Source organism: Acidovorax sp., assembly GCF_034519795.1.
Lineage (GTDB): Bacteria > Pseudomonadota > Gammaproteobacteria > Burkholderiales > Burkholderiaceae_C > Acidovorax.
Map to the genome: position 1 here is coordinate 140,231 of NZ_JAXHOB010000032.1, position 24,156 is coordinate 164,386.

General features: G+C 68.3%; 21 protein-coding genes. 17 read left to right on the forward strand and 4 right to left on the reverse strand.

What is annotated here, in order from left to right; translation table 11 throughout:
- Positions 1–156: 156 nt before the first annotated feature.
- Positions 157–1,428, reverse strand: a complete 1,272-nt coding sequence (locus U5N23_RS32225; RefSeq protein WP_322596741.1) for an RsmB/NOP family class I SAM-dependent RNA methyltransferase — start codon at positions 1,426–1,428, stop codon at positions 157–159.
- A 57-nt stretch (positions 1,429–1,485) separates the two neighbouring features.
- Positions 1,486–3,342 carry a M48 family metallopeptidase gene (locus U5N23_RS32230; RefSeq protein ID WP_322596742.1) on the reverse strand — a complete coding sequence of 619 codons (1,857 nt, stop codon included), beginning with the start codon at positions 3,340–3,342 and terminating at the stop codon, positions 1,486–1,488.
- A 45-nt stretch (positions 3,343–3,387) separates the two neighbouring features.
- Here U5N23_RS32230 and U5N23_RS32235 point away from each other — a divergent pair, with 45 nt between their 5' ends.
- The 3 genes from U5N23_RS32235 (at position 3,388) to U5N23_RS32245 (ending at position 5,610) form a co-directional block, all read left to right on the forward strand.
- The gene (locus tag U5N23_RS32235) at positions 3,388–3,657 is read left to right on the forward strand and encodes a DUF1653 domain-containing protein (protein ID WP_322596743.1); all 270 of its coding nucleotides are present in this window, start codon (positions 3,388–3,390) and stop codon (positions 3,655–3,657) included.
- 216 nt (positions 3,658–3,873) lie between these two features.
- On the forward strand, positions 3,874–4,848 hold the full coding sequence (xopAW, locus tag U5N23_RS32240; RefSeq protein WP_322596744.1) for a XopAW family type III secretion system calcium-binding effector: 975 nt from the start codon (positions 3,874–3,876) through the stop codon (positions 4,846–4,848).
- 207 nt (positions 4,849–5,055) lie between these two features.
- The gene (locus U5N23_RS32245) at positions 5,056–5,610 is read left to right on the forward strand and encodes a hypothetical protein (protein ID WP_322596745.1); all 555 of its coding nucleotides are present in this window, start codon (positions 5,056–5,058) and stop codon (positions 5,608–5,610) included.
- 7 nt (positions 5,611–5,617) lie between these two features.
- Here the strand turns inward: U5N23_RS32245 and purN are convergent, their stop codons facing one another.
- Positions 5,618–6,202 (reverse strand): phosphoribosylglycinamide formyltransferase, encoded by a 585-nt coding sequence (purN, locus tag U5N23_RS32250; protein WP_322596883.1) that lies wholly within the window; start codon positions 6,200–6,202, stop codon positions 5,618–5,620.
- A gap of 39 nt (positions 6,203–6,241) precedes the next feature.
- Between purN and U5N23_RS32255 the strand changes: the two genes are divergently transcribed.
- The 4 genes from U5N23_RS32255 to U5N23_RS32270 all read left to right on the forward strand — a co-directional run bounded on the left by U5N23_RS32255 (position 6,242) and on the right by U5N23_RS32270 (position 10,774).
- Positions 6,242–6,940: a YceH family protein gene (locus U5N23_RS32255; RefSeq protein WP_322596746.1), complete on the forward strand. Its 699-nt coding sequence runs from the start codon at positions 6,242–6,244 to the stop codon at positions 6,938–6,940.
- 46 nt (positions 6,941–6,986) lie between these two features.
- Positions 6,987–8,168, forward strand: coding sequence for an acyl-CoA dehydrogenase family protein (locus tag U5N23_RS32260; RefSeq protein WP_322596747.1), 1,182 nt, complete (start codon positions 6,987–6,989; stop codon positions 8,166–8,168).
- A gap of 12 nt (positions 8,169–8,180) precedes the next feature.
- On the forward strand, positions 8,181–9,296 hold the full coding sequence (locus U5N23_RS32265; RefSeq protein ID WP_322596748.1) for an acyl-CoA dehydrogenase family protein: 1,116 nt from the start codon (positions 8,181–8,183) through the stop codon (positions 9,294–9,296).
- Between the two features lie 95 nt (positions 9,297–9,391).
- On the forward strand, positions 9,392–10,774 hold the full coding sequence (locus U5N23_RS32270) for an alpha/beta fold hydrolase (RefSeq protein ID WP_322596884.1): 1,383 nt from the start codon (positions 9,392–9,394) through the stop codon (positions 10,772–10,774).
- Between the two features lie 421 nt (positions 10,775–11,195).
- On the opposite strand, the gene U5N23_RS32275 is transcribed toward U5N23_RS32270, so the two are convergent.
- Positions 11,196–11,753, reverse strand: a complete 558-nt coding sequence (locus U5N23_RS32275) for an HNH endonuclease (RefSeq protein WP_007852885.1) — start codon at positions 11,751–11,753, stop codon at positions 11,196–11,198.
- A 169-nt stretch (positions 11,754–11,922) separates the two neighbouring features.
- Here U5N23_RS32275 and U5N23_RS32280 point away from each other — a divergent pair, with 169 nt between their 5' ends.
- From U5N23_RS32280 to U5N23_RS32325, 10 genes are all read left to right on the forward strand, one after another.
- A complete protein-coding gene (locus U5N23_RS32280; RefSeq protein ID WP_322596749.1) occupies positions 11,923–12,975 on the forward strand; it encodes a bifunctional riboflavin kinase/FAD synthetase in 1,053 nt (350 codons plus the stop codon).
- 110 nt (positions 12,976–13,085) lie between these two features.
- Complete coding sequence (ileS, locus tag U5N23_RS32285; RefSeq protein WP_322596750.1) at positions 13,086–15,944, forward strand: isoleucine--tRNA ligase; 2,859 nt, start codon at positions 13,086–13,088, stop codon at positions 15,942–15,944.
- Complete coding sequence (lspA, locus tag U5N23_RS32290; RefSeq protein WP_322596885.1) at positions 15,944–16,447, forward strand: signal peptidase II; 504 nt, start codon at positions 15,944–15,946, stop codon at positions 16,445–16,447. The genes ileS and lspA overlap by 1 nt, the downstream gene beginning before the upstream one ends.
- A gap of 130 nt (positions 16,448–16,577) precedes the next feature.
- Positions 16,578–17,585 carry a LacI family DNA-binding transcriptional regulator gene (locus U5N23_RS32295; protein WP_322596751.1) on the forward strand — a complete coding sequence of 336 codons (1,008 nt, stop codon included), beginning with the start codon at positions 16,578–16,580 and terminating at the stop codon, positions 17,583–17,585.
- Positions 17,586–17,625: 40 nt separating this feature from the next.
- Complete coding sequence (locus tag U5N23_RS32300) at positions 17,626–18,642, forward strand: ABC transporter substrate-binding protein (protein ID WP_416208708.1); 1,017 nt, start codon at positions 17,626–17,628, stop codon at positions 18,640–18,642.
- A 5-nt stretch (positions 18,643–18,647) separates the two neighbouring features.
- On the forward strand, positions 18,648–19,463 hold the full coding sequence (locus U5N23_RS32305; RefSeq protein WP_322596752.1) for an ABC transporter permease subunit: 816 nt from the start codon (positions 18,648–18,650) through the stop codon (positions 19,461–19,463).
- Between the two features lie 10 nt (positions 19,464–19,473).
- Positions 19,474–20,271, forward strand: coding sequence for an ABC transporter permease (locus tag U5N23_RS32310; protein WP_322596753.1), 798 nt, complete (start codon positions 19,474–19,476; stop codon positions 20,269–20,271).
- Entirely contained in the window at positions 20,261–21,328 is a 1,068-nt protein-coding gene (locus U5N23_RS32315) for an ABC transporter ATP-binding protein (RefSeq protein ID WP_322596754.1), read from the forward strand. Before U5N23_RS32310 ends, U5N23_RS32315 begins: the two co-directional genes overlap by 11 nt.
- 19 nt (positions 21,329–21,347) lie before the next feature.
- A complete protein-coding gene (locus U5N23_RS32320; RefSeq protein ID WP_322596755.1) occupies positions 21,348–22,175 on the forward strand; it encodes a phosphodiesterase in 828 nt (275 codons plus the stop codon).
- A 319-nt stretch (positions 22,176–22,494) separates the two neighbouring features.
- On the forward strand, positions 22,495–24,153 hold the full coding sequence (locus tag U5N23_RS32325) for a Na/Pi cotransporter family protein (protein ID WP_322596756.1): 1,659 nt from the start codon (positions 22,495–22,497) through the stop codon (positions 24,151–24,153).
- Positions 24,154–24,156 lie beyond the last annotated feature (3 nt).

Consider the following 24,156-nt stretch of genomic DNA (forward strand, 5'->3'; position numbering starts at 1 on the left):
AACAGCTGTGCCAGCCCCAGGGCGCCACCGAAAAACGGGCGCAGCCCCACCAGTGCCCTCGCGCAAGGGCCGCCCCGCCGCGCCTGGGGCGTCCCCCTCCCGACTCGCGCAGCGAGTCGAGAGAGGGGTGAAGGCGCGAAGCGCCTCAGGGGGTGCTTACTTCCTTGTCCAGACCGCAGCAAAAAACCCGTCAGTCTGGTGGATATGGGGCCACAGGCGCAGATAACCAGTGCCCGACGCGCCGCCGCTGCACAATTTTTCGGCCCCTTCCACCTTGAGTTGCGCCAGCGTTTCGCCTGCGTCCAGGGGCACGAAATCGGGGTGGGCGGCGCTGAAGGCCTCCGCAATCGCCTCGTTCTCCTGCGGCAGGATGCTGCACGTGGCATACACCAGCCGGCCGCCCGACTTGAGCAGGCGCGCTGCGCTGGCCAGGATGGCGGTCTGCTTGGCGACCAGTTCCTCCACCGATTGGGGCGACTGGCGCCACTTAAGGTCGGGGTTGCGGCGCAGGGTACCGAGGCCCGAGCACGGCGCATCGACCAGCACGCGGTCGATCTTGCCGGCCAGGCGCTTGATGCGGTCGTCGCGCTCGTGCGCGATGGCGGCCGGGTGCACGTTGGACAGCCCGCTGCGCGCCAGGCGCGGCTTCAGGGCGTCGAGCCGGTGGCCCGACACGTCGAAGGCGTACAGGCGCCCGGTGTTGCGCATGGTGGCGCCGATGGCCAGGGTCTTGCCGCCCGCACCGGCGCAGAAATCGACCACCATCTCGCCGCGCTTGGCGTCCAGCAGCAGGGCCAGCAGTTGCGAGCCTTCGTCCTGCACTTCCACGGCACCGCGCGTGAACACGTCGAACTTGGCGAGCGCCGGCTTGCCGTCGATGCGCAGGCCCCAGGGGGAGTACGGCGTGGGCACGGCCTTGATGCCGGCCTTGGCGAGTTCTTTTTGCACATCGGCGCGCTTGTCCTGCAGGGCATTGACGCGCAGGTCCAGTGGCGCCGCGTTCGACAGGCTCTCCACCAGCGGCCAAAAGCCCGTGCCCAACTGGTCCTTGAGGGGCTGCACCAGCCACTCGGGCAGGTTGTGGCGATGGCGCTCCATCAGGTCGTCGGCCGTGACGCCATCGCACTGGTCAAGCCACTTGCGCTCCTGGTCAGTCAGGGCGCCCTCCAGAAAATCGCGCGGGCCGTAGAAGCCCAGGATCGCCAGGCGCCGCTCCTTGGGGCCGGAGCCCGAGGGCGCCATGTGGTCGAACAGCAGCTTCTTGCGCAGCACGGTGTAGACCGTTTCGGCCAGTGTGGCGCGCTCGCGGGGCCCCAGGCCCCGGTTGTCACGGAAAAAGCGCGACACCACCGCATCGGCGGGGTGTTCGAAGGTGAGGGTGAGCCTGACGAGTTCGGCACAGGAGTCGAGAAGAACTTTGGGATGCATCCCCCGATTGTCCCACTGTGGCCCCAAACCCCTCTTTCAGGGCCTTCGCCGGCCCGATCAACGTGCGAAGACCGGATCGAACGCCGAGCGCTGGATTTCCTTGAGCGTGGGCGACTCGCCGGCCCAGAGCACCAGGGCCGGCCCGGGCAGGCTGAGCTGGCGCTCCATGGCGCGGCACAGCTGGTAGCGGCTGCCGTCGTCCAGGTCGGGCAGGTCCACAAAGACCAGGTAGGCGCGGCGCTGGGGGTGTTCGCGCAGGTTCTTGCGCACCAGCCAGCAGCGCTCCACGTCGGCATAGCGCACCAGCTCGGCCTGCAGTTCTTCAAGCTCGAACGGGCTCAGGTCATGGCGCGTGGTCTGGCTGAAGAAGGAGGTGCCCGAAAGCTCCTCCCAGGCGCGCTCCTCGGACTCCTGGGCGCGCTCGAGCCGCTTGCGCCATTGCTTGAAGGCGGCGGCATCGTGGTCGTGGCCCAGGCGCGGGGTCTCGAGCTCGGCCAGCGCAGTGCGCGCCGTCCAGTAGCGGTCGCCGCTGCCAACCTCCCACAGGCGGTGCAGCAGCGCCATCTTGCCCTCACGGTCCTCGGAGGCCAGGCACTGCACCAGCCCGCGCAGTGCGCCCGGGTAGTCGGTGCTGCGCGCGAGCGCGGTCTCGTAGAGGCCACGCACGTCGGCCTGCGGATCCAGGTGGCGCTGCAGGCGCGCCAGCTCCACCAGTTCGGCCGCGCTGGCCTGGGGCATGCGCGCCTGCAGGGTCTGCGCGCGGTCGCGCACGCGACCCAGCCAGCCATGGTGGCGCTTCCACTCGCCGGCATTGTCGCGGCACCACTGCTTGTCGAAATGCGCCACCCAGCGCTTGGCCTCGGAGCCCAGCAGGGCCAGCGCACCACCGCGCGACCACTCGGCAGGCAGGGTGGGCACGGCGTCCAGCGATTCAAGGCGATCGCGCAGGCCCGGGTGCGTGTCGTCCACGTTGCTGATGCGCTTGAGCGCCTGGCGCAGCGCGTCGTTGGCGAAAGCGGCCTCGGGCACCTCGGCCAGGCGCTTGCGCATGGCCCGGTAGGGCCCGACGGGCAAGGGATTGCCAGCGGCCTCGCTCCAGTGGGCGCCCCAGAAGTTGTCGTTCAGCCACTCTCCGCGCACTTCGATCTCGATCAGCGCGGCCGCAGCGACGTCGCGCCCCAGCAGCTTACCGGCGATGCGGTCGGCCTCGTACTCGTCCTGGCGCGCCAGCGCGAAGGTCTTGGCGACGAAGCGCGGGAAGTACCAGCGCATGAAGGCCTGGGTGGCCACGGCCACGGCGCCCTCGTCATCCTCCAGGCTGCTGTTCAGGCGCATCCAGGACAGCCGGGTGCGGTAGATCCACGCCGCAAAGCGGCCGTGGTCGCCGCGCAGGTGCCCGTACTCGTGCGCGAGCACGGCCAGAAAGCGCGGCCGGTCCAGTGCCAGCAGCAGCGGCAGGCCGATAGTCAGGTAGTTCACCGCACCGCCCAGCAGCCCGTAGCGCGGCAACTGCTGGATGCTGGCGTTGAATTCGTCGTTCAAGTAGACATGGTGGATGGGCGGGCCCTTGATCTTGCGGCGCATGCGCTCCAGCGCCTCGAACAGCTCGGGCGCCTCCAGCGCCGTGATCTCCATGCCCTTGGGCTCGTCCAGGCGCACCCACAGCGCGCGGATACTCACCCACAGCAGGCTGGCCGCCCCCAGCAGCACGAACACCAGCACCAGGCGGAACCGGCCATTGAGCAACTGGGGTACGACCCAGGCGATCAGGCCGGCCCCCACGGCAAGGCAGCCGAGCACCCAGGCATAGCCCAGGGCGGCGAACGCGGCCACGCCGAGCCGGTAACGGCGGCTGTTGTCGGCGCTGTCATGCTCGCTCATGCGCACCAGGTGCACAAAATCTGCCTGATCCACTGGATTTTCCCCTCAACCTTGTTTTTTGACCACCTGCCATCCTAAATGACCGACGACGACCTGCCCCCATTCACCCCCACCCCGCCCGGTCTGTACCGGCACTACAAGGGCATGCTGTACGAAGTGATCGACACCGTGCGCCACAGCGAGACCCTGGAGCCCATGACGCTGTACCGCGCGCTGTACGGGCAGCGCGGCCTGTGGGTGCGTCCGGCGGCCATGTTCGCCGAGGACGTGCTGATCGATGGCCGCATGCGCCCACGCTTCGAAAAGTGCGCCGACGAGGCTTTACCCCCACCGTCAGCACCGGCCTGATCGCCGACCTGCACCACCGCACGCGGCCAAAACGCCGAACTGCCTGGCAATCATCCGCCAGTTCGGAGGATTGGTGCCGCCATTGTGTCCCCCTGGACACAAACCGTACAAACCGCCTTGACCTCGTCCCAAAAGAATGGATTCGGGCCGCTGCCGGCGTTGTTCACCGCCTCGGAGAGCACGGGCCGCGGCCCGCAACCCTTGGAAGGAACGACGATGACGAGCATCAACAGCGTCAGCAGTGCCTGGTCCAGTGCAAGCGTGCAGCGGGCGCCACGCCCGGGCCCCTCGCCGGAGCGGCTGCTGGCCCAAATAGACGCCGATGGCAGCGGCGGCGCGAATGAAACCGAACTGCAGGGCCTGCTCGACGATGTGGCCAAAAAAGCCGGCGCCAGCAGCCAGGCCAGCGCTGCCGACCTGCTCCAGCAGTACGACAGCGACGGCGACGGCAGCCTCGACGCCGACGAACTGGGCAAGACGCTGCAGAGCGCCCTGCCCGCGCCGCCCTCGACCATGGCCTTTGCGCAGTCGCGCAGCGACGCCAGCCCGGGTGCCACGGGCCAGGCCGGCGATGACCTGTTCGGCAAGGTGGACAGCGATGGCGACGGCGCAGTCAGCCAGACCGAGCTGCAGGCCTTGCTGGAGAAGATTTCCGGCGGCACCGCCAGCAAGACGGGCGTGAGCAGCGACGAACTGTTCAGCCAACTCGATGCGGACGGCGACGGCAGCCTCTCGGAGGCCGAGTTCGACGCCGGCCGGCCTTCGGGCGAGGCCGGTGGTGGCGCGGTGGGTGGCATGCCCCCGCCACCGCCCGGTGGGCCTGGCCGTCCCGGCGGGGCCTCGGCCAGCAGCGGCACGACCTACGACCCGCTCGATACCAACGAGGACGGGGTGGTCTCTGCGACCGAGCAGGCGGCGGGCGCCGCCCAGGCGGATGCGATCACGGCACTGTTCAAGACCATCGACACCGACGGCGACAGCAGCATCAGCAGCGAGGAGGCGCGGTCCTTCATCGACCAGTTGACCCGCCAGTTGCGCAGCGCCAGCAGCAGCACCGATGCCGCCAGCCAAACGGCGGACAGCGGGCAGACGACGGACCTGATGCAACTGGCCCGATTCGCACGCAGCCAGTACGAGGCCGTCGCAGGATCCTGGTCGAGCACCGGCAGTACGCTGAGCGCCCTGGCCTGACCGAGGCAGGGTGGCTGGAGCGCAGGCCCTGCACTTGCGCGCCCATGCCGCACCGTCCTACAGCCCGGGTGCGGTACCCGGGTTACCTTGGGGAACCGTCCCCCATACGTCCCGTGCTGCCACGGGCTGACTGCGGGGAACCGCCCCCAGCCCAGGCTGGGGGCACTGCACGCCTCGCACCTTGGAGCGCATGGCACGGACCACACCATGGACTATCTATTGCAAGGAATGTTCAACGACAAGTCGCTGAGCAAGGTCGTCGGGTTTTTCGCCCGGCAGGCCGATGCGGACATCGCTGTGCGCCGCTTGCTCCGGCTGCCCGGCATGGAGCCCGGCCAGGTCCGGCTGCTGGGGCCGCAGCATGCCGACCTGCGCAACCGCGATCTGCTGAGCCGGGCGCTGGAACCAGAGACCGAGGGCGTATTCACCACTTTCGTGCGTACCCATGCCATTGCCGGACTGGTGGGCTCCGTGCTGGGGCTCATGGCATTTGGCTACCTGGTCGCCACCCGTCAACCTGCCGTACTGGACAAGCCCTTGCTGGCCTTCATCGCCATCGTGGGTTTCGGCACCACCTTCGGCCTCATGCTGGGGGCACTGAATGCACTGCGGCCCGACCGGATCTGGGTCGTCAACCGGGTGCGGTCGGCGCTGCGCAAGCGCCAATGGGTGGTGGTGGCCCACCCGGTCGACTCGCACCAGGCAAAACTCGCCCAGGACCTGCTGGACAGCAGCGAAGCCCAGGTAGTGCGGACCCTGTAGCCCCGGACTACGCCAGGGCCGCCACGAAGGCCCGCACGGCGCGCGGGTAGATCACGTGCTCCTGCGCCTGCACCCGCGTGGCCAGCGTCTCGGCCGTGTCCCCTGGCAGCACGGGAACCACGGCCTGGTCCAGGATGGGGCCCACGTCCAGTTCGTCCGTTACCTGGTGCACCGTCACTCCCGCGACCTTGCAGCCCGCATCGATCGCGCGCTGGTGGGTGTTCAGGCCCGTGAAGGCGGGCAGCAGCGAAGGATGGATGTTGATCAGCCGCCCCGCATAGCGCGCCACGAACCCCGGCGTGAGAATGCGCATGAAGCCAGCCAGCACCACCAGGGAGGGTTCATGGCGATCGATGGCCTGGGCCAGGGCGGTGTCGAACGCTTCCCGGCTGTCGAATGCCTTGTGGCTCAGCGCCTCGGTGGCAATGCCTTCGCTGCGGGCAAACGACAGGCCCGCCGCGTCGGCCTTGTTGCTCAGCACGGCGGCCACGCGGGCGCCATACCGGCGGGCCCAGTCCTCCTGTTGCGCAGTCCGGACGATGGCGGCCATGTTGGAACCGCTGCCGGAGATCAAAATCACGATGTTCTTCATAAATTGCACGACGACGCTCAACCCCGGATTATCCCTGCCATGCCCTTCGACCCCGCAAACCGCCCCCTGACCGCGAACGAGGCCCGCGTGCTGGCCACGCTGATGGAAAAAGCCCGCACCGTGCCCGACAGCTACCCGATGTCGCTCAACGGCCTGCTCACGGGCTGCAACCAGAAGACCAGCCGCGAGCCGGTGATGACCCTGAGCGACGCCGAGGCGCAGGAGGCCCTCGACTCCCTGCGCCAGCTGACCCTGGCGTTCGAGACCAGCGGCAACCGCACCACGCGCTGGGAGCACAACTTCCAGCGCGGCGTGGGCGTGCCCGAGCAATCGGCGGTGCTGCTCGGCCTGCTGATGCTGCGCGGCCCGCAGACGGCCGGCGAGCTGCGCATCAACGCCGAGCGCTGGTACCGCTTTGCCGACATTTCCTCGGTCGAGGCCTTCCTGGACGAGCTGCAGGAGCGCAGCGCCGAAAAGGGCGGCCCGCTGGTGGTGCTGCTGCCGCGGGCGCCAGGCGCCCGCGAACAGCGCTGGGCGCACCTGCTGTGCGGAGCGGTCGATACCAGCAGCAGTGCCAGTGCGCCGGCCGCGAGCGGCGCTGCCACGCCTGCCCTGCAGGCCCGCGTCCAGGCGCTGGAGACCGAGGTGGCCGGCCTGCGCGCCACGGTGCAGCGCCTGTGCGCGGAGCTGGGGATCGCGCCAGAGGCGCAGGCGATGTCGCCACCCGGACAGGAATAAAACGAACGACCGTGCTACAAACACGACTTCTCAGGAGACAAGCCGCATGGATCTCGCATTCACCCCCGAAGAACAGGCCTTCCGCGACGAAGTTCGCGCATGGGTCCGCAGCAATCTGCCGCCCGAAATTTCCCACAAGGTGCACAACGCCTTGCGCCTGACCCGCGACGACCTGCAGGGCTGGGCCAAGATACTGGGCAAGAAGGGCTGGCTCGGTTTTGGCTGGCCCAAGGAGTTCGGCGGCCCCGGCTGGACCGCCGTGCAAAAGCACCTGTTCGAAGAAGAGTGCGCCCTGGCCGGCGCGCCGCGCATCATCCCCTTCGGCCCCGTGATGGTGGCCCCGGTGATCATGGCGTTTGGCAATGCCGAACAGCAAAAGCGCTTTCTGCCCGGCATCGCCAGCGGCGAAGTGTGGTGGAGCCAGGGCTACAGCGAGCCGGGTTCGGGCTCGGACCTGGCCTCGGTCAAGACGCGCGCCGAGCGCGTGGGCGACAAGTACATCGTCAACGGCCAGAAGACCTGGACCACGCTGGGCCAACACGGCGACTGGATGTTCAACCTGGTGCGCACCAGCACCGAGGGCAAGCCGCAGACCGGCATCTCCTTCCTGCTGCTGGACATGAAGTCGCCCGGCGTCACCGTGCGCCCGATCAAGCTGCTCGACGGCGAGTGCGAAGTCAACGAGGTCTTCTTCGACAACGTCGAAGTGCCGGCCGAGAACCTGATCGGCGAAGAGAACAAGGGCTGGACCTACGCCAAGCACCTGCTCAGCCACGAGCGCACCAACATCGCCGACGTGAACCGCAGCAAGCGCGAGCTCGAACGCTTGAAGCGCATCGCCAAGGCCGAAGGCCTGTGGGAAGACACGCGCTTTCGCGACCAGGTGGCCTTGCTCGAAGTGGACATCGTGGCCCTGGAAATGCTGGTGCTGCGCGTGCTGTCGGCCGAGAAGTCGGGCAAGAACTCGCTCGATATCGCCGGCCTGCTCAAGATCCGCGGCAGCGAGATCCAGCAGCGCTATGCCGAGCTGATGATGCTGGCCGCAGGCCCCTTCGCCCTGCCCTTCATCGAAGAGGCCATGGAAGCCGGCTGGCAAGGCGACTTCCCTGGCGGCGAGGTGGCCAATGCGCCCCTGGCATCGACCTACTTCAACCTGCGCAAGACCACCATTTACGGCGGCTCGAACGAAGTGCAGCGCAACATCGTTGCGCAGACGGTTCTGGGCTAAGGAGACAAGAGCATGGATTTCGATTTTTCCGACGACCAGGAACAACTGCGCGACGCCGTGCGCAAGTGGGTGGACAAGGGCTACACCTTCGAGCGCCGCCGTGCGGCCGTGGAGGCCGGCGGTTTCTCGCGCGAGGCCTGGACCGAACTGGCCGGGCTGGGCCTGACGGCGCTGACCGTGCCTGAAGACCAGGGCGGCCTGGGCCAGAGCGCCATCGACGCGATGGTGGTGGCCGAGGAGCTGGGGCGCGGCATGGTGCTCGAACCCCTGGCGCAGGCCTTCATCGCCAGTGCCGTGCTGTCGCAGTACGGCTCTGCCGAGGTGCAGGGCGCCTGGCTGCCGCGCGTTGCCAGCGGCGAGGCCCTGGTGGTGCTGGCCCAGCAAGAACGCAAGGCGCGCTACCGCCTCGGCGTCTGCGATGCCAAGGCCACGGCGGCCGCTGGCGGCCACAGCGTGAGCGGCACCAAGAGCATCGTGGCGGCGGGCGACCAGGCCGATGCCTTCCTCGTGCCCGCCCAGCTGGATGGCAAGATCGCGCTGTTCCTGGTGGAACGCGCTGCCAGCGGCGTGGCCACCAAGGGCTACGTCACGCAGGACGGCAGCCGCGCCGCCGAGGTGCAACTGGCCAACGCCCCCGCCACCCTGGTGACCACCGACGGCCTGGCCGCGCTGGAACTGGCCGTGGACACCGGCATTGCAGCCACCTGCGCCGAAGCTGTGGGCGTGATGGACAAGACCGTGGCCGCCACGGTCGAGTACATGAACCAGCGCAAGCAGTTCGGCGTGCTGATCTCGAGCTTCCAGGCGCTGCGCCACCGCGTGGCCGACATGAAGATGCAGCTCGAACTGGCCCGCTCCATGAGCTACTACGCCAGCTTGAAGCTGGGAGCCCCCGCCGCCGAGCGCCGCGCCGCCATGGCACGCGCCAAGGTGCAGTTGGGCCAGTCGATGCGCTTTGTGGGCCAGCAGTCGGTGCAGCTGCATGGCGGCATCGGCGTGACCGACGAGTACATCGGCAGCCACTACTTCAAGAAGCTCACGCAGCTGGAAATGACCTTCGGCGACACGCTGCACCACCTCGGTGAAGTCTCGGCCCGCATGCAGGACACGGCCGGCGTGTTTGCCTGAGAACCACTGACGCAAGGGCGTAACACCCATCGATCATGCTCGTGGATTCCCCGATCCACGGGCATTTTTCATTTCCAGAGAAGAACACCATGATGATGATTCCCCTGCAACGCCGCTTGGCACTGATGGCCGCGGCCACTGCCGTCCTGGCCCTCGCCGGCTGCGCCACACCAGGCACTGCACAGCAGGCGCTGCCCCCCATCGTCTTCGTGCACGGCAATGGCGACACTGCGGCGCTGTGGCAGACCACGGCCTGGCGCTTCGAGTCCAACGGCTGGCCGCGCGAGCGCCTGCACGCCATCGACGTGCCCTACCCGATCAACCGCGACGACGACACCAAGGCCCAACCCGGCCGCACCTCGACGGCAGAGCACATGGCCTACCTCAAGGCCGAAGTGGACAAGGTGCTCAAGGCCACGGGCGCGCGCAAGGTGGTGCTCATGGGCAACTCGCGGGGCGGCAATGCCATCCGCAACTACATCCAGAACGGTGGCGGCGAGCAGACCGTGAGCCACGCCATCCTGGGCGGCACGCCCAACCACGGCGTCTGGGCGATTCCCGGCTTTCGCGAAGGCAGCGAGTTCGCCGGCACCGGCCCCTTCCTGAAAAGCCTGAACGCGCCCAAGAACGCCGCAGGCGACGAAGTCACCGGCCCCGTGCGGTGGATGACCGTGCGCTCGGACAACAACGACAAGTTCGCGCAGCCCGACGGCCTGTGGATCGGCCAGAAGGGCAAGCCCACCAACGTCACGGCGGCAGGCCCCGAACTCAAGGGCGCGACCAACGTGGTGATCCCGCGCATCGACCACCGCGAGACCTCGTTCTCACCCGCAGCGTTTGCGGCGGCCTACCAGTTCATCACCGGCAAGGCCCCTGCTGCCACGGCCATCGCCAGCGAAGCGCGTGTGGCGATCTCGGGCAAGGTCACGGGCCTGGGCGTGGACCCGCTGGACGCCAAGACCGGCAACTTCAGCAACAACCTGCCCCTGCCCGGCGCGCAGCTGGAGGTGTATGCCACCGATGCCGCCACGGGCGCGCGCGCAGGCAACGCCCTGCTGCGCACCACGGTAGGCGCCGACGGACTGTGGGGCCCCCTGGTGGTGCCCACCGGTGCCCCGCTCGAATTCGCCATTGCCGCACCCGGCTACGCCACCACCCACATCTACCGCAGCGGCTTTCCGCGCAGCAGCGCCATCGTGCACCTGCGCGCCGAGCGCATCGCCGACGCCGACAAGACCGCCGCCAATGTGGTGACCATGACCCGCCCCCGCGGCTACCTGGACCCGGCGCGTGACCAGATGCTGTTCGACGGCGTGCCGCCCGTGGGTGTGCCCGCCGGCGCCGGTGCCGCATCGGCCAAGATCAAGCCCGAGGGACCCCAGCGCAGCGTGGCCGCGCAATTCAATGGGGAGCGCGTGGTGGGACAGACCTGGCCGGCAGCCAACAGGCACCTGGTGTTTCTGGAACTGACGTATTGATGAGCAGACGCTGCGCGGTACCCGAATTCCGTGCAGCACACCCCCAAGAGTGGTCAAGACGGCCCCGATGGCTAGGCGCTCCGTCGCAGACAGTACGGAGGGCCTGCCAACGCTCTTTTCGGGGTCGCGAAGGCCATTGCCGGCGTGCCAATCTAGGCGCGCGACGCAGCGTGTGCTCTTGCACACGCAAGGAGCGCAACGACGAGTGGCGCGCCGGCAAGGGCCTTCCCTTCGGGTTGCTCAGCCTGGGGGCCGTCTGCGGCGTTGCCCGCGCTTGCAAGGCATCAGCCTTGCTGCGCACGGGCGCCTAGCATCCAGCCCCCTGGCTGGGCAACGCGATCCCCGAAAAGAGCGTTGGCAGGCCCTCGTGCGGCAAGACGGAGCAACGACGCCAGCGGGGCCGTATTGGCCGCTCCCCCAACTAAGCCAACAGACGCGAAGATTTGGGGACGTGTGCCATCAAGAATTCCATCTGGTCTGCAAGAATTCTTCTGTTGCGCAGGATGAAGTCTTCCCACAGGCTGGGCACATAGGGCGCGTAAAGCAGCGGCATGTGCGCCTGCTCCGGCGTGCGTGGCCCCTTGCGGTGGTTGCAGGGCCGGCAGGCCGTCACCACGTTCATCCAGTGGTCCTGCCCGTTGCGGGCAAAGGGCACGATGTGTTCGCGCGTGAGGTTGTCTTCGTGGAAGTGCCCGCCGCAGTAGGCGCACACGTTGCGGTCGCGGATGAAGAGCTTGCTGTTGGTCAGGCCCGGCTTGAGGTCGAAGGGGTTGATGCTGGGCACACCCTTGGTGCCGATGATGCTGTTGACGGCGATCACCGACTGCTCGCCCGTGACGGCGTTGTAGCCCCCGCGAAAGAGCGCTACCTCGCCGCCGGACTCCCAGCGCACTTCGCCGGCGGCGTAATGGGTGACGGCCTGCTCCAGCGATATCCACGACTGGGGCAGCCCCTGGGCTGACAGCTTCAAGACCTTCAAAACACGCCTCCTGGAACAAGAATGAACACAAGGAATCGGAACGCGGATGTCTCGCGGACCCCACTGCGCTGTGGAGTCCGTAGTACACAATATACTCTGTTTTCATGACAGATTGGCGTCTGGTGCTTTACCCGCCGGCCCAAGCTGCTATCAAAAAGATAACAAATCAATGAAGATCTTCCGCGGATTCCACCACCCCGGCATCGCCCCTGCCTGCGCGCTGACCATCGGCAACTTCGATGGCGTGCACCGCGGCCACCAGGCCATGCTGGCCCTGCTCAACAGCGAGGCCGCCCATCGCGGGGTGGAAAGCTGCGTGCTGACCTTCGAGCCCCACCCGCGCGACTACTTTGCCGGGGCGCTGCACAAGCCCGAACTGGCGCCTGCGCGCGTGGGCACGCTGCGCGACAAGCTCACCGAGCTGGCGCGCTGTGGCGTGCAGCAGACGGTGGTGCTGCCCTTCGATGCGCGGCTGGCGGCCCAATCGCCCCAGGCCTTCATCGAGGAGGTGCTGGTCTGCGGCCTGGGCGCGCGCTACGTGCTGGTGGGCGACGACTTCCGCTTCGGCGCGCAGCGCGCGGGCGACTATGCGCTGCTGGACGCCACGGGCCAGGCCCGGGGCTTCGACGTGGCGCGCATGAACAGCTACGAGGTGCATGGGCTGCGCGTGTCGAGCTCGGCCGTGCGCCAGGCACTGGGCCAGGGCGACATGGAGGCCGCCGCCCGCTTGCTGGGCCGGCCCTATGCCATCTCGGGCCACGTGGTGCATGGCCGCAAGCTCGGGCGCGAACTGGGGGCCACGGCCGAGGGTGCGGGCGACGGTTTTCGCACACTCAACCTGCGCTTTGCCCACTGGAAACCCGCTGCCAGCGGCATCTTTGCCGTGTTGGTGCATGGCCTGGGCGAGTTCCCATTGCAAGGCGTGGCCAACCTGGGCGTGCGCCCCTCGCTGGACCCCGACGACGTGAACGGCGGGCGCGTGCTGCTGGAGACACATTGCCTGCAATGGCCCGCCGATCTGGGGGCCGAAGGGGCGTACGGTAAAATCGTGCGGGTGGAACTGCTGCACAAACTGCACGACGAGCTCAAATACGACGGTCTGGATGCCCTGACGACGGGCATTGCCAAGGACTGTGCGGATGCGCGCGCCTATTTCGCGTTGGCCCACGCACCCACCAACCACACCGAGACCCGGCGCCAGACCACGCGCGACCGAATTTGAGGGGGCTGCCTGCGCAGCGCCTGCCTCGCAGGCCCGACACCTCTCCACGCCTCCTCTTTTCCCGCTTTGCTCCGGGCCTGCCCCGGATTGCCCCGTTTTAAGGCTCCCCCATGTCCGACAACGCCAGTACCACCGAATCCACCGCCCCGGATTACCGCAGCACCCTGAACCTGCCCGACACGCCCTTCCCGATGCGCGGCGACCTGCCCAAGCGCGAGCCGGGCTGGGTCAAGGAGTGGGAAGACAAGGGCCTGTACAAGCGCCTGCGCGACGCGCGCTGCGGTGCGCCCAAGTTCATCCTGCACGACGGCCCGCCCTATGCCAACGGCCAGATCCACATGGGCCACGCGGTCAACAAGATCTTGAAGGACATGATCACCAAGGCGCGCCAGCTCGAAGGCTTCGACGCGCTGTACGTGCCCGGCTGGGACTGCCATGGCCTGCCGATCGAGAACGCCATCGAGAAGAAGCACGGCCGCAACCTGAGCCGCGACGACATGCAGGCCAAGAGCCGCGCCTACGCCACGGAGCAGATCGCGCAGCAGATGGGCGACTTCCAGCGCCTGGGGGTGCTCGGCGAATGGGACAACCCCTACAAGACCATGAATTTCGCCAACGAGGCGGGCGAGATCCGGGCCTTCAAGCGCGTGATGGAGCGCGGCTTCGTCTACCGCGGCCTCAAGCCCGTGTACTGGTGCTTCGACTGCGGCAGCTCGCTGGCCGAGTTCGAGATCGAATACGCCGACAAGAAGAGCACCACGCTGGACGTGGCCTTCAAGGCGCACGAGCCGGCGAAGCTGGCCGCCGCCTTCGGCCTGCCGGCCCTGGCCAAGGACGCCTTCGTGGTGATCTGGACCACCACCGCCTGGACCATCCCCGCCAACCAGGCGCTGAACCTGAACCCCGAGATCAGCTACGCGCTGGTGGATGCCGGCGAGCGCCTGCTGCTCGTGGCCGAGCCGCTCGTGGCCTCATGCCTGGAGCGCTACGGCCTCACCGGCCAGGTGCTGGCCACCACGGCCGGCAAGAACCTGGGTGGCCTGGAGTTCGAGCACCCGCTGTACGACGTGGATGCCGGCTACCGCCGCCTCTCGCCGGTGTACTTGGCCGACTACGCCACGGCCGATGACGGCACCGGTATCGTGCACTCATCGCCCGCGTACGGGCTGGAGGATTTCAACTCCTGCGTGTCCCACGGCCTGGCGCTCGACGACATCCTGAACCCCGTGCAGGGCAACGGCACCTATGCGCCGGACTTTCCGCTGTTCGGCGGCCAGCACATCTGGAAGGCCGTGCCCGTGATCATCGAGGCGCTGCGCGATGCCGGCCGCCTGATGGCCACCAAGGACATCACCCACAGCTACCCGCATTGCTGGCGCCACAAGACGCCGGTGATCTACCGCGCGGCCGCGCAGTGGTTCATCCGCATGGACGAAGGCGAAGGCGTGTTCACCAAGGCCGGTGAAAAGCCCGCCAAGACGCTGCGCCAGATCGCGCTGGACGCCATCGAGCACACCAGTTTCTACCCCGAGAACGGCAAGACCCGCCTGCACGACATGATCGCCGGGCGGCCCGACTGGTGCATCTCGCGCCAGCGCAGCTGGGGCGTTCCCATCCCGTTCTTCCTGCACAAGGATTCGGGCGAGCTGCACCCGCGCACCATGGAGATCATGGACCAGGCGGCCGACATCGTCGAGAAGGGCGGCATCGAGGCCTGGAGCCGGGTGACGCCCGAGGAGATCCTGGGCGCCGAGGACGCGGCCTGCTACACCAAGAGCACCGACATCCTGGAGGTGTGGTTCGACTCGGGCTCGACCTTCTTTCACGTGCTGCGCGGCACCCACCCCGGCGTGCACCACGACACCGGCCCCGAGGCCGACCTGTACCTGGAAGGCCATGACCAGCACCGCGGCTGGTTCCACAGCTCGCTGCTGCTGGCCAGCGCGCTCGAAGGCCGCGCGCCCTACAAGGGCCTCTTGACCCACGGCTTCACCGTCGACAGCCAGGGCCGCAAGATGAGCAAGTCGCTGGGCAACGGCATCGATCCGCAGGAGATCAACAAGAAGCTGGGCGCCGAAATCATCCGCCTGTGGGTGGCCGCCAGCGACTACTCGGGCGACATCGCAGGCGACGAGAAGATCCTGGCGCGCGTGGTCGACGCCTACCGCCGCATCCGCAACACGCTGCGCTTCCTGCTGGCCAACGTGAGCGATTTCGACCCGGCGACGGACACCGTGCCGTTCGAGCAGATGCTGGAGATCGACCGCTATGCGCTGACGCGCGCGGCCGAGTTCCAGGCCACCGTGCTCGCGCACTACAAGGTCTACGAGTTCCACCCCGTGGTGGCCAAGCTGCAGCTGTACTGCTCGGAAGACCTGGGCGGCTTCTACCTCGACGTGCTCAAGGACCGCCTGTACACCACGGCCCCCAAGAGCCTGGCGCGCCGCAGCGCGCAGACCGCGCTGTACCAGATCACGCACGCCATGCTGCGCTGGATGGCGCCCTTCCTGTCGTTCACGGCCGAAGAGGCGTGGAAGGTGTTCGGCAAGTCGGACTCCATCTTCGTGGAGACCTATGGTTCCATCGCCGGTGGCGACGAAGGCCTCCTGGCCAAGTGGACGCGCCTGCGCGAGATCCGCGACGTGGTCAACAAGGAGATCGAGGTGCTGCGCGCCGACGGCCAGGTGGGCTCGTCGCTGCAGGCCAACGTGGTGCTCACGGCGGCACCCGAGGACCATGCCCTGCTCGCCAGCCTGGGCGACGACCTCAAGTTCGTCTTCATCACCTCGGCCATCGAACTGGCGGCAGGCGATGCCCTGCAGATCGGCGTCAAGCCCAGCGCCGACGCCAAGTGCGACCGCTGCTGGCACTACCGCGCCGACGTGGGCCAGGACGTGGCCCACCCGACGATCTGTGGCCGCTGCACGAGCAACCTGTACGGCGCCGGCGAAACCCGGGTGCACGCATGATGGCGGCAAGCGGCACCTCTAGCTCGGCCCTGGGCCGCATGTGGCCCTGGCTGGCCTGGGCGCTGGTGATCCTGGTCGCCGACCAGATCACCAAGTCGCTGATCCTGGATGCCTACCGCCTGGGCGATGCGACGCCCATCACCAGCTTCTTCAACATCGTGCGGGCGCACAACACGGGCGCGGCCTTCTCGTTCCTGGCCGATGCCGGGGGCTGGCAGCGCTGGGCCTTCACCGGCATCGGCGTGGCCGCCACCGTGTTCATCGTGTGGCAGCTGCGCGCGCATCCGCAACAGAAGCTGTTCTGCTTTGCGCTGTCCAGCATCCTGGGCGGCGCCGTGGGCAACGTGGTGGACCGCTTGATGCACGGCTACGTGGTCGACTTCCTGGACTTTTACGCACGCGGCTGGCACTTCCCGGCCTTCAACCTTGCGGACTCGGCCATCACCGTGGGTGCCGTGTGCCTGGTGCTCGACGAATTGCTGCGCATGAAGAAAGCGAAGTAGCCCCGCTCGCCTGCGCATTCCTGAACGGCCCCTCGCGGGCCGTTCTTCATGGCCCGCGCGCGCCGCCCCGGTCACACGGGCGTCACACGGCTTCGCTCCAATGTAAACGTTTACATTGCAACGAGGTTCCATGAGCATCCAGGACGTGGCCCGCCAGGCGGGCGTGTCGGTCGCCACCGTGTCGCGGGTCTTCAACCTGCCCGGCAAGGTGACACCGGCCACGCGCGAGCATGTGGAGCAGGTCGCCCAGGCCCTGGGCTACCTGCCCAACGCCAGCGCGCGCACCCTGCGCACCCAGCGCAGCCGCGTGATCGGCGTGGTGCTGCCGACCCTGCTCAACCCGGTGTTCGCCGAGTGCCTGCAGGGCATCGCCCAGGCGGCCGTTGCGGGCGGCTATGCCATCCTGCCATTTGCCACCGACTACCAGATCGCGCAGGAAGACCGCGCCGTGCACCTGCTGCTGGCCGGCAACGTGGACGGCATGATCCTCGTGGTCTCCAACCCCGCCACCTCCAGTGCATTGCAACGCCTGGCCGAAGCCGGCCTGCCCTATGTGCTGGCCTACAACCGCCACCCGGACCACCCCTGCGTCTCGGTGGACAGCGAACAGGCCGTGGCCGAGCTGGTGGCGCACCTGGCGTCGCTCGGGCACCGGCGCATCGCCATGGTCAGCGGCCAGCTCGCGGCGTCGGACCGGGCGCAGCAGCGCTGCCGGGGCTTTCAGCGCGGCATGGCGGCGGCGGGCCTGGCCGAGGGGCCGGTGCTCGAAGTGCCCTTCATCGAGACCGCCGTGCAGGACGTGACGGCCCGGCTGCAGGCACCGGACCGCCCCACGGCCCTGGTCTGCTCCAACGACCTGCTGGCGATCCGCAGCATCCGTGCCGCCCACCTGGCGGGCCTGGCCGTGCCGCGCGAGCTGAGCGTGGCGGGCTTCGATGGCATCGCCCTCGGCGAAGACCTCACGCCCATGCTGAGCACCGTGGCCCAGCCCAACGCCGACATCGGCCGCTGCAGCGTGCAGTTGCTGGTGCAGGCCATGGCCAGCGGCACGCCGCTGGCGCCCGACGCCGGGCTGACCCTGGCCCACCACTTTCGCACCGGCGAGTCCTGCGCAGCGCCGGTCGATCCCATTTCCTGATCCCACTTCCCCGCCACCCCACGTTCCACAGGAGTCTTCGATGAAGCACACGCTTACCCACTTCATGCGCGCCGCCGCGCTCGCCCTTGGCCTGGCCGCTTGCGGCACGGCCATGGCGCAGACGGCCATCTGCTACAACTGCCCGCCCGAATGGGCCGACTGGGGCAGCCAGATCAGGGCCATCAAGGCGAAAACGGGCATCACTGTGCCGCCGGACAACAAGAACTCGGGCCAGTCGCTGGCGCAGCTGGCGGCCGAGAAGGCCAGTCCCGTGGCCGACGTGACCTACCTGGGTGTGACCTTCGCCATCCAGGCGCAAAAGGACGGCCTCGTCACCACCTACCAGCCGCCTGCGGCGTGGAAGGACATTCCCGAGGGCCTCAAGGACCCGGCCGGCCACTGGTTCACCATCCACTCGGGCACGCTCGGCTTCATGGTCAACGTGGATGCGCTCAAGGGCAAGCCTGTGCCGCAGTCCTGGGCAGACCTGCTCAAGCCCGACTACAAGGGCCTCATCGGCTACCTGGACCCGGCCTCGGCGTTCGTGGGCTATGTGGGGGCCGTGGCCGCGAACCAGGCGCGCGGCGGCACGCTGGAGAACTTCGGCCCCGGCATCGACTACTTCAAGGCGCTGCAGAAGAACGAGCCCATCGTGCCCAAGCAGACCTCGTACGCGCGCGTGCTCTCGGGTGAAATCGCGATCCTGCTGGACTACGATTTCAATGCCTACCGCGCAAAGTACAAGGACAAGGCCAATGTGCAGTTCGTGATCCCCGCCGAAGGCACGCTGGTGGTGCCCTACGTGATGGGCCTGGTGGCTGGCGCACCCCACGCGGCCGAGGGCAAGAAGGTGCTGGACTTCGTGCTGTCCGACGAAGGCCAGGCCCTGTGGGCCAATGCCTACCTGCGCCCGGTGCGCGCCAGCGCCATGCCCAAGGAGGTGCAGGCGCGCTTCCTGCCCGCCAGCGAGTACGCCCGCGCCAAGACGGTGGACTACCGCCGCATGGCCGCGGTGCAGAAGGCGTTCTCGGACCGCTACCTTGCAGAAGTGAAGTGATCCTGATGCGCCACGGCTTCGCTCCCTCGCGCACGCTGCTGCTGGCCTGCGCCGCGCCGGCCGTGGCCTTCTTCGCCGCCTTCTGGCTGCTGCCCGTGGCCCTGCTGCTGGCCCTGCCGGCCGGCAAGGGCTGGGCCAGCTACTTCGCCGTGCTCACCAATGCCCGCTACCTGCAGAGCCTGCTGCAGACGCTGGGCCTGTCGCTGGCCGTGACGCTGGCCACGCTGCTGCTGGGTGCCCTGGTGGGCATCACGCTGGCGCGCCAGCGCTTTCGCGGGCGGCAGCTGCTGCTGTCGCTGCTCACACTGCCGCTGTCCTTCCCCGGGGTGATCGTGGGCTTCTTCATGATTTTGCTGGGCGGCCGCCAGGGGCTGGTGGCGGACCTGACGGACGCGCTGGGCCTGGGCCGCATCACCTTCGCCTACGGCCTGGCAGGCCTGTTCCTGGCCTACCTGTATTTCTCGCTGCCGCGCGCGATTGCCACCTACACCGCGGCGGCGGGTGCCATGGACGCCGCCCTGGAAGAGGCCGCCCGGTCGCTCGGTGCTTCGCGCTGGCGTGTGGCGCGCGACGTGTGGCTGCCCGAGCTGGCCGCCACCACGCTGGCCTGCGGGGCCATCGTCTTCGCCACCGCCATGGGCGCCTTCGGCACGGCCTTCACGCTGGCCAGCAAGTTCGAGGTGCTGCCCATCACCATCTACAACGAGTTCACCAACTACGCCAACTTCGCGCTGGCGGCCAGCCTGTCGATCACGCTGGGGCTGATCACCTGGCTGGTGCTGTGGGCGGCACGCCGCGCCTCCGGCACCCCGGCCTTCTGAAGCATCGACCATGAGAAACGCACGACAAGCCCCCTGGTCCCTGGTGGCACTCACGGCCCTGGTGGCCGTGTTCATGCTCGCCCCCATCGCCCTGTCCGTCCTGGCCGGGCTGGTGAACAACTACAGCATGGGCCTCAAAAGCGGGCTCACGCTGCGCTGGCTCGGTGAGGTGTGGGAGAACTACGGCGGCACGGTGGGCGCATCGCTGCTGCTGGCGCTGCTGTGCGTGGCGGGCAACCTGCTCATCGGCGTGCCCTGCGCCTATGCGCTGGCACGCAGCCGCTCGCGCTGGGCGCGCCTGTTCGAGGAACTGCTGACCCTGCCCGTGGCCGTGCCGGGGCTGGCCACCGCGCTGGCGCTGATCCTGGCCTACGGCACGCTCAAGGGCTTTCGCCAGGGCTTCGCCTTCATCCTCGTCGGGCACATGGTGTTCACGCTGCCCTTCATGGTGCGCACCGTGGGCTCGGCCTTCCAGAGGAACGAGCTGCGCTCGCTCGAAGAAGCCGCGCGCTCGCTGGGCGCCAGCTTCGCACAGCGCTTCCTGGGCGTGCTGGTACCGGCCGTGCTGCCAGCCATCGTGGCAGGCAGCCTGATGGTGTTCACGCTCTCGGTGGGCGAGTTCAACCTGACCTGGATGCTGCACACCCCGCTCACGCGCACCCTTCCCGTGGGCCTGGCCGACAGCTATGCGTCCATGCGCATCGAGATCGGTTCGGCCTACACCCTGGTCTTCCTGATCGTCATCCTGCCCGTGCTGTGGGGCCTGCAGGCCGTCGGCACCTTCATCGAGAAACACCATGGAACTTGAACGCACCCGCGTGGACGTGGTCCAGTGCGCCAAAACCTATGCCGACGGCACGCGCGGCCTGCAACCCACCGACCTCACGGTGGAGCCTGGCGAAGTGCTGGCGCTGCTGGGCCCCTCGGGATGCGGCAAGACCACGCTGCTGCGCCTGATCGCAGGGCTGGAGTCGCCTGACGCAGGCAGCCGCATCGCCTTTGGCGGTGCGGACGTGACGCAGCTGCCGATCGAGCGGCGCGGCATCGGCATGGTGTTCCAGCACTACGCGCTGTTCCCGCAGATGACGGTGGCGGCCAACATCGGCTACGGCCTGCGCATCCGCGGCACCGATGCCGCCCAAGAGCGCCGCGTGGTGGGCGAGCTGGTGGACCTGGTGCGCCTGAACGGGCTGGAAAAAAAGCGCCCGGCCGAGCTTTCGGGCGGCCAGCGCCAGCGCGTGGCCCTGGCGCGCGCCGTGGCCGTGCGCCCGCGCGTGCTGCTGCTCGACGAACCGCTGACCGCGCTCGATGCCAAGCTCAAGGAGTCGCTGCGCGACGAACTGGCCGAGCTGCTGCGCCGCCTGCACATCACCGCCATCCACGTCACGCACGACCAGCAGGAAGCGCTGGCGATTGCCGACCGCCTGGCGGTGATGCAGGCCGGCCGCATCGTGCAGGTGGGCGATGGCGAGACACTGTACCGCACGCCGGCCCACCCCTTCGTGGCCGCCTTCCTGGGGCGGGTGAACCGGCTGCAGCGCGACGAGTCTGCGCGAGCCCGCCAGGTGCTGCCGCTGGGCGGCATCGAGCTGCTCAGCCCCGCGGCCTGCGCCGCCGACACCGTGCTGCTGGTGCGGCCCGAGGACATCGAGGTGCAGGTGGACCCCGCTGGCGGCGACGGCTGGGGCCGTGCCGAGGTCACGCGCCGCAGCTTCCTGGGTGAGCGCGTGCAGCTCACCCTGGCGCTGGCCGGCCAGCCCCCGCTGCAGGCCGAGGTGGCCCGCGACCACCCGGCCCGCCAGGGCCAGCAGGTAGCGATCCGCATCCGCCCCGAGCACCTCATGCCCAGCCATGGGGCTTCCTGACCCCCTTCCACGCATTCCCATGACCACCTTGCTGCTGCAACTGTCCGACCTGCACATCCGCGAGCCCGGGCGCCTGGCCTATGGGCGCATCGACACCGCGCCCTACCTCGCGCAGGCGGTACAGGCCATCCTGCGCCTGCCGCAGCGCCCCGATGCGCTGGTGATCACCGGCGACCTGACCGACTTCGGCCGCGCGGCCGAGTACGCGCACCTGCGCGCGCTGCTGGCGCCGCTGGGTGCCATGCCGACCTACCTGCTGCCCGGCAACCACGACGAACGCGCCCAGTTGCGCCGGAGCTTTGCGGAGCACGGCTACCTGGGCGCCGAAGGCTTCGTGCAGTACTGCGTGCCCGTCGGCGGCCTGACCCTGATCGCGCTGGACACCGTGGTGCCCGGCGCCAGCGAGGGCAGCCTGTGCCGCGAACGCCTGGCCTGGCTGGCCGATGCGCTCGATGCACACCGCCACCGCCCGGTGGTGATCGCCATGCACCACCCACCGTTCCAGACGCTGATCGGCCACATGGACGCCATCGGGCTGCTGAGCGGTGCGGCAGAGCTCGAAGCCTTGGTGGCGCGCCACCCGAACGTGGAGCGCATCGTCTGCGGCCACCTGCACCGCAGCATCCAGGTGCGCTTTGGCGGCTCCATTGCGATGACCGTGCCCTCGCCGGCCCACCAGGTCTGCCTGGACCTGGCGCCCGACGCAGCCTCGGCCTGGACACTGGAGCCGCCCGGCTTCGGCCTGCATGCCCTGCCCGAGGGGGGGCGCCTGGTGAGCCATGCCGTGGCCAGCGGCGTGCACGAGGGGCCCTATCCGTTCCACGACGGCGGGCAACTGATCGATTGAGGCGGCCCGGCACCGGGGGGCAGCGCGCACCCTTGCCAGCCCGGCTGGGGCAACACACCTTGCCGTGTCATGGACATGGTTCCTGTGCTATGGATTCAGGAGTATGCTAGAGCGTCCGCAATGTGACAGTTTTGTGACTAAAGCGGGCGCTTCCCTGGTTTGCGGTCTGCCGTTTTTGCTGCAGTGCCGGTCTTTCGGCCTCGCAAACCTTTCCCGCGCCCGTTTCCGGGCCACACCAGCCTGCCCCCAAGGCAGCCGCAGCGGGCATGGCACGTGCTTCACAGTGCAGGTCAAAAATAAGAAAAGTTAGCGTTTACTCATGAAGCATCTCCTGAATCTCCTGGCCGCCGTCGCGCTGCTGATCTGGGGTACGCACCTGGTGCGCACCGGCATCCTGCGCGTGTTCGGCGCCAACCTGCGCCAGCTGATCGCCCACAGCGTCAGCACACGCATCACCGCCGTGCTGTCGGGCATCGGGGTCACGGCGCTGGTGCAGTCGAGCACCGCCACTGCGCTCATCGTGTCCTCGTTCGTGGGCCAGGGGCTGGTCAACCTGCCCGCTGCCCTGGCCGTGATGCTGGGGGCCGACATAGGTACCAGCGTGATGGCCGTGGTGTTCTCCATGGACCTGTCCTGGCTGTCCCCGCTGTTCATCTTCGTCGGCGTGGTGCTGTTCATCACGCGCAAGGACACGGCAGCCGGCCGCGTGGGCCGGGTGCTGATCGGGCTGGGGCTGATGCTGCTGGCGCTGCGCCTGATCACGGAATCCACCACCGTGCTGACCCAGTCGCCCACGGTGCGCACGCTGCTGGGTGCCCTGACCAGCGACCTGCTGCTGGAGATCTTCACCGGTGCCGTGCTGGCAGTGGTGGCCTACTCCAGCCTGGCCACCGTGCTGCTGACGGCCACGTTGGCTGGCTCGGGCGGCATTCCGGTGGATGTGGCGCTGGGCCTGGTACTGGGCGCCAACCTGGGCAGCGGCCTGCTGGCCGTGCTGACCACCATGAAGGCGAATGTGCAGACGCGCCAGGTGCCTCTGGGCAACCTGTTCTTCAAGGTCATCGGCGTGGCCATCATGACGCCGCTCACCGGCCTGTGGCTGCAGCACGTGCGGCCGCATGTCCCCGACACGGCCACGCTGGTGGTGCTGTTCCACCTGGCCTTCAACGTGGTGGTGGGCATCGTCTGCATCGGCCTGACCGGAACCGTGGCACGTGCCGTGCAGCGGCTGCTGCCGCCGCCCGATGCACAGGCCTCGTCGGCCGGCACGCGCCCCCGGCACCTGGACCCTTCGGCCCTGGCCACGCCGTCGCTGGCCATTTCGTGTGCGGCACGCGAGGCCCTGCACCAGGCCGATGTGGTCGAGTCCATGATGATCGGCCTGCACACCGTGATCCGCACCGACGACCTCAAGCTCGCGCAGGACCTGCGCAAGCTCGACGACGAGGTGGACGGCCTGTACTCGGCCATCAAGTACTACCTGACCAAGATCTCGCGCGAGGCCCTGGACGAGCGCGAAGGCCGGCGCTGGGCCGACATCATCAGCTTCACCATCAACATGGAGCAGATCGGCGACATCATCGAGCGCGTGCTGATCGACATCGAGGACAAGAAGATCAAGAAAGGCCGCCACTTCTCCGAGGCCGGCATGGAAGAGATCAACGAACTGCACGCCCGCCTGCTGGACAACCTGCGCCTGGCGATGAGCGTGTTCCTCAACGGCAACGTGCGTGACGCCCAGAAGCTGCTGGAGGAAAAAGCGCGCTTTCGCGACCTGGAGCGCGCCTACTCGGCGACCCACCTGGTGCGCCTGTCGGACAACACGGTGCAGAGCATCGAGACCAGCTCGCTGCACATCGACCTGATCAGCGAGCTCAAGCGCATCAACTCGCTGCTGTGCTCGGTGGCCTACCCGATCCTGGAATCGGCCGGGGCGCTGGCGCCAAGCCGGCTGCGCGCCGCCGTGACGACAGAGTAAGAC

Bases quoted from the DNA above. Each gene is read 5' to 3' on its own strand.
- U5N23_RS32225 (WP_322596741.1), bottom strand. From the start codon at position 1,428: ATGCATCCCAAAGTTCTTCTCGACTCCTGTGCCGAACTCGTCAGGCTC.
- U5N23_RS32235 (WP_322596743.1), top strand. From the start codon at position 3,388: ATGACCGACGACGACCTGCCCCCATTCACCCCCACCCCGCCCGGTCTG.
- xopAW (WP_322596744.1), top strand. From the start codon at position 3,874: ATGACGAGCATCAACAGCGTCAGCAGTGCCTGGTCCAGTGCAAGCGTG.
- U5N23_RS32245 (WP_322596745.1), top strand. From the start codon at position 5,056: ATGGACTATCTATTGCAAGGAATGTTCAACGACAAGTCGCTGAGCAAG.
- purN (WP_322596883.1), bottom strand. From the start codon at position 6,202: ATGAAGAACATCGTGATTTTGATCTCCGGCAGCGGTTCCAACATGGCC.
- U5N23_RS32255 (WP_322596746.1), top strand. From the start codon at position 6,242: ATGCCCTTCGACCCCGCAAACCGCCCCCTGACCGCGAACGAGGCCCGC.
- U5N23_RS32260 (WP_322596747.1), top strand. From the start codon at position 6,987: ATGGATCTCGCATTCACCCCCGAAGAACAGGCCTTCCGCGACGAAGTT.
- U5N23_RS32265 (WP_322596748.1), top strand. From the start codon at position 8,181: ATGGATTTCGATTTTTCCGACGACCAGGAACAACTGCGCGACGCCGTG.
- U5N23_RS32270 (WP_322596884.1), top strand. From the start codon at position 9,392: ATGATTCCCCTGCAACGCCGCTTGGCACTGATGGCCGCGGCCACTGCC.
- U5N23_RS32280 (WP_322596749.1), top strand. From the start codon at position 11,923: ATGAAGATCTTCCGCGGATTCCACCACCCCGGCATCGCCCCTGCCTGC.
- ileS (WP_322596750.1), top strand. From the start codon at position 13,086: ATGTCCGACAACGCCAGTACCACCGAATCCACCGCCCCGGATTACCGC.
- lspA (WP_322596885.1), top strand. From the start codon at position 15,944: ATGGCGGCAAGCGGCACCTCTAGCTCGGCCCTGGGCCGCATGTGGCCC.
- U5N23_RS32295 (WP_322596751.1), top strand. From the start codon at position 16,578: ATGAGCATCCAGGACGTGGCCCGCCAGGCGGGCGTGTCGGTCGCCACC.
- U5N23_RS32300 (WP_416208708.1), top strand. From the start codon at position 17,626: ATGAAGCACACGCTTACCCACTTCATGCGCGCCGCCGCGCTCGCCCTT.
- U5N23_RS32305 (WP_322596752.1), top strand. From the start codon at position 18,648: ATGCGCCACGGCTTCGCTCCCTCGCGCACGCTGCTGCTGGCCTGCGCC.
- U5N23_RS32310 (WP_322596753.1), top strand. From the start codon at position 19,474: ATGAGAAACGCACGACAAGCCCCCTGGTCCCTGGTGGCACTCACGGCC.
- U5N23_RS32315 (WP_322596754.1), top strand. From the start codon at position 20,261: ATGGAACTTGAACGCACCCGCGTGGACGTGGTCCAGTGCGCCAAAACC.
- U5N23_RS32320 (WP_322596755.1), top strand. From the start codon at position 21,348: ATGACCACCTTGCTGCTGCAACTGTCCGACCTGCACATCCGCGAGCCC.
- U5N23_RS32325 (WP_322596756.1), top strand. From the start codon at position 22,495: ATGAAGCATCTCCTGAATCTCCTGGCCGCCGTCGCGCTGCTGATCTGG.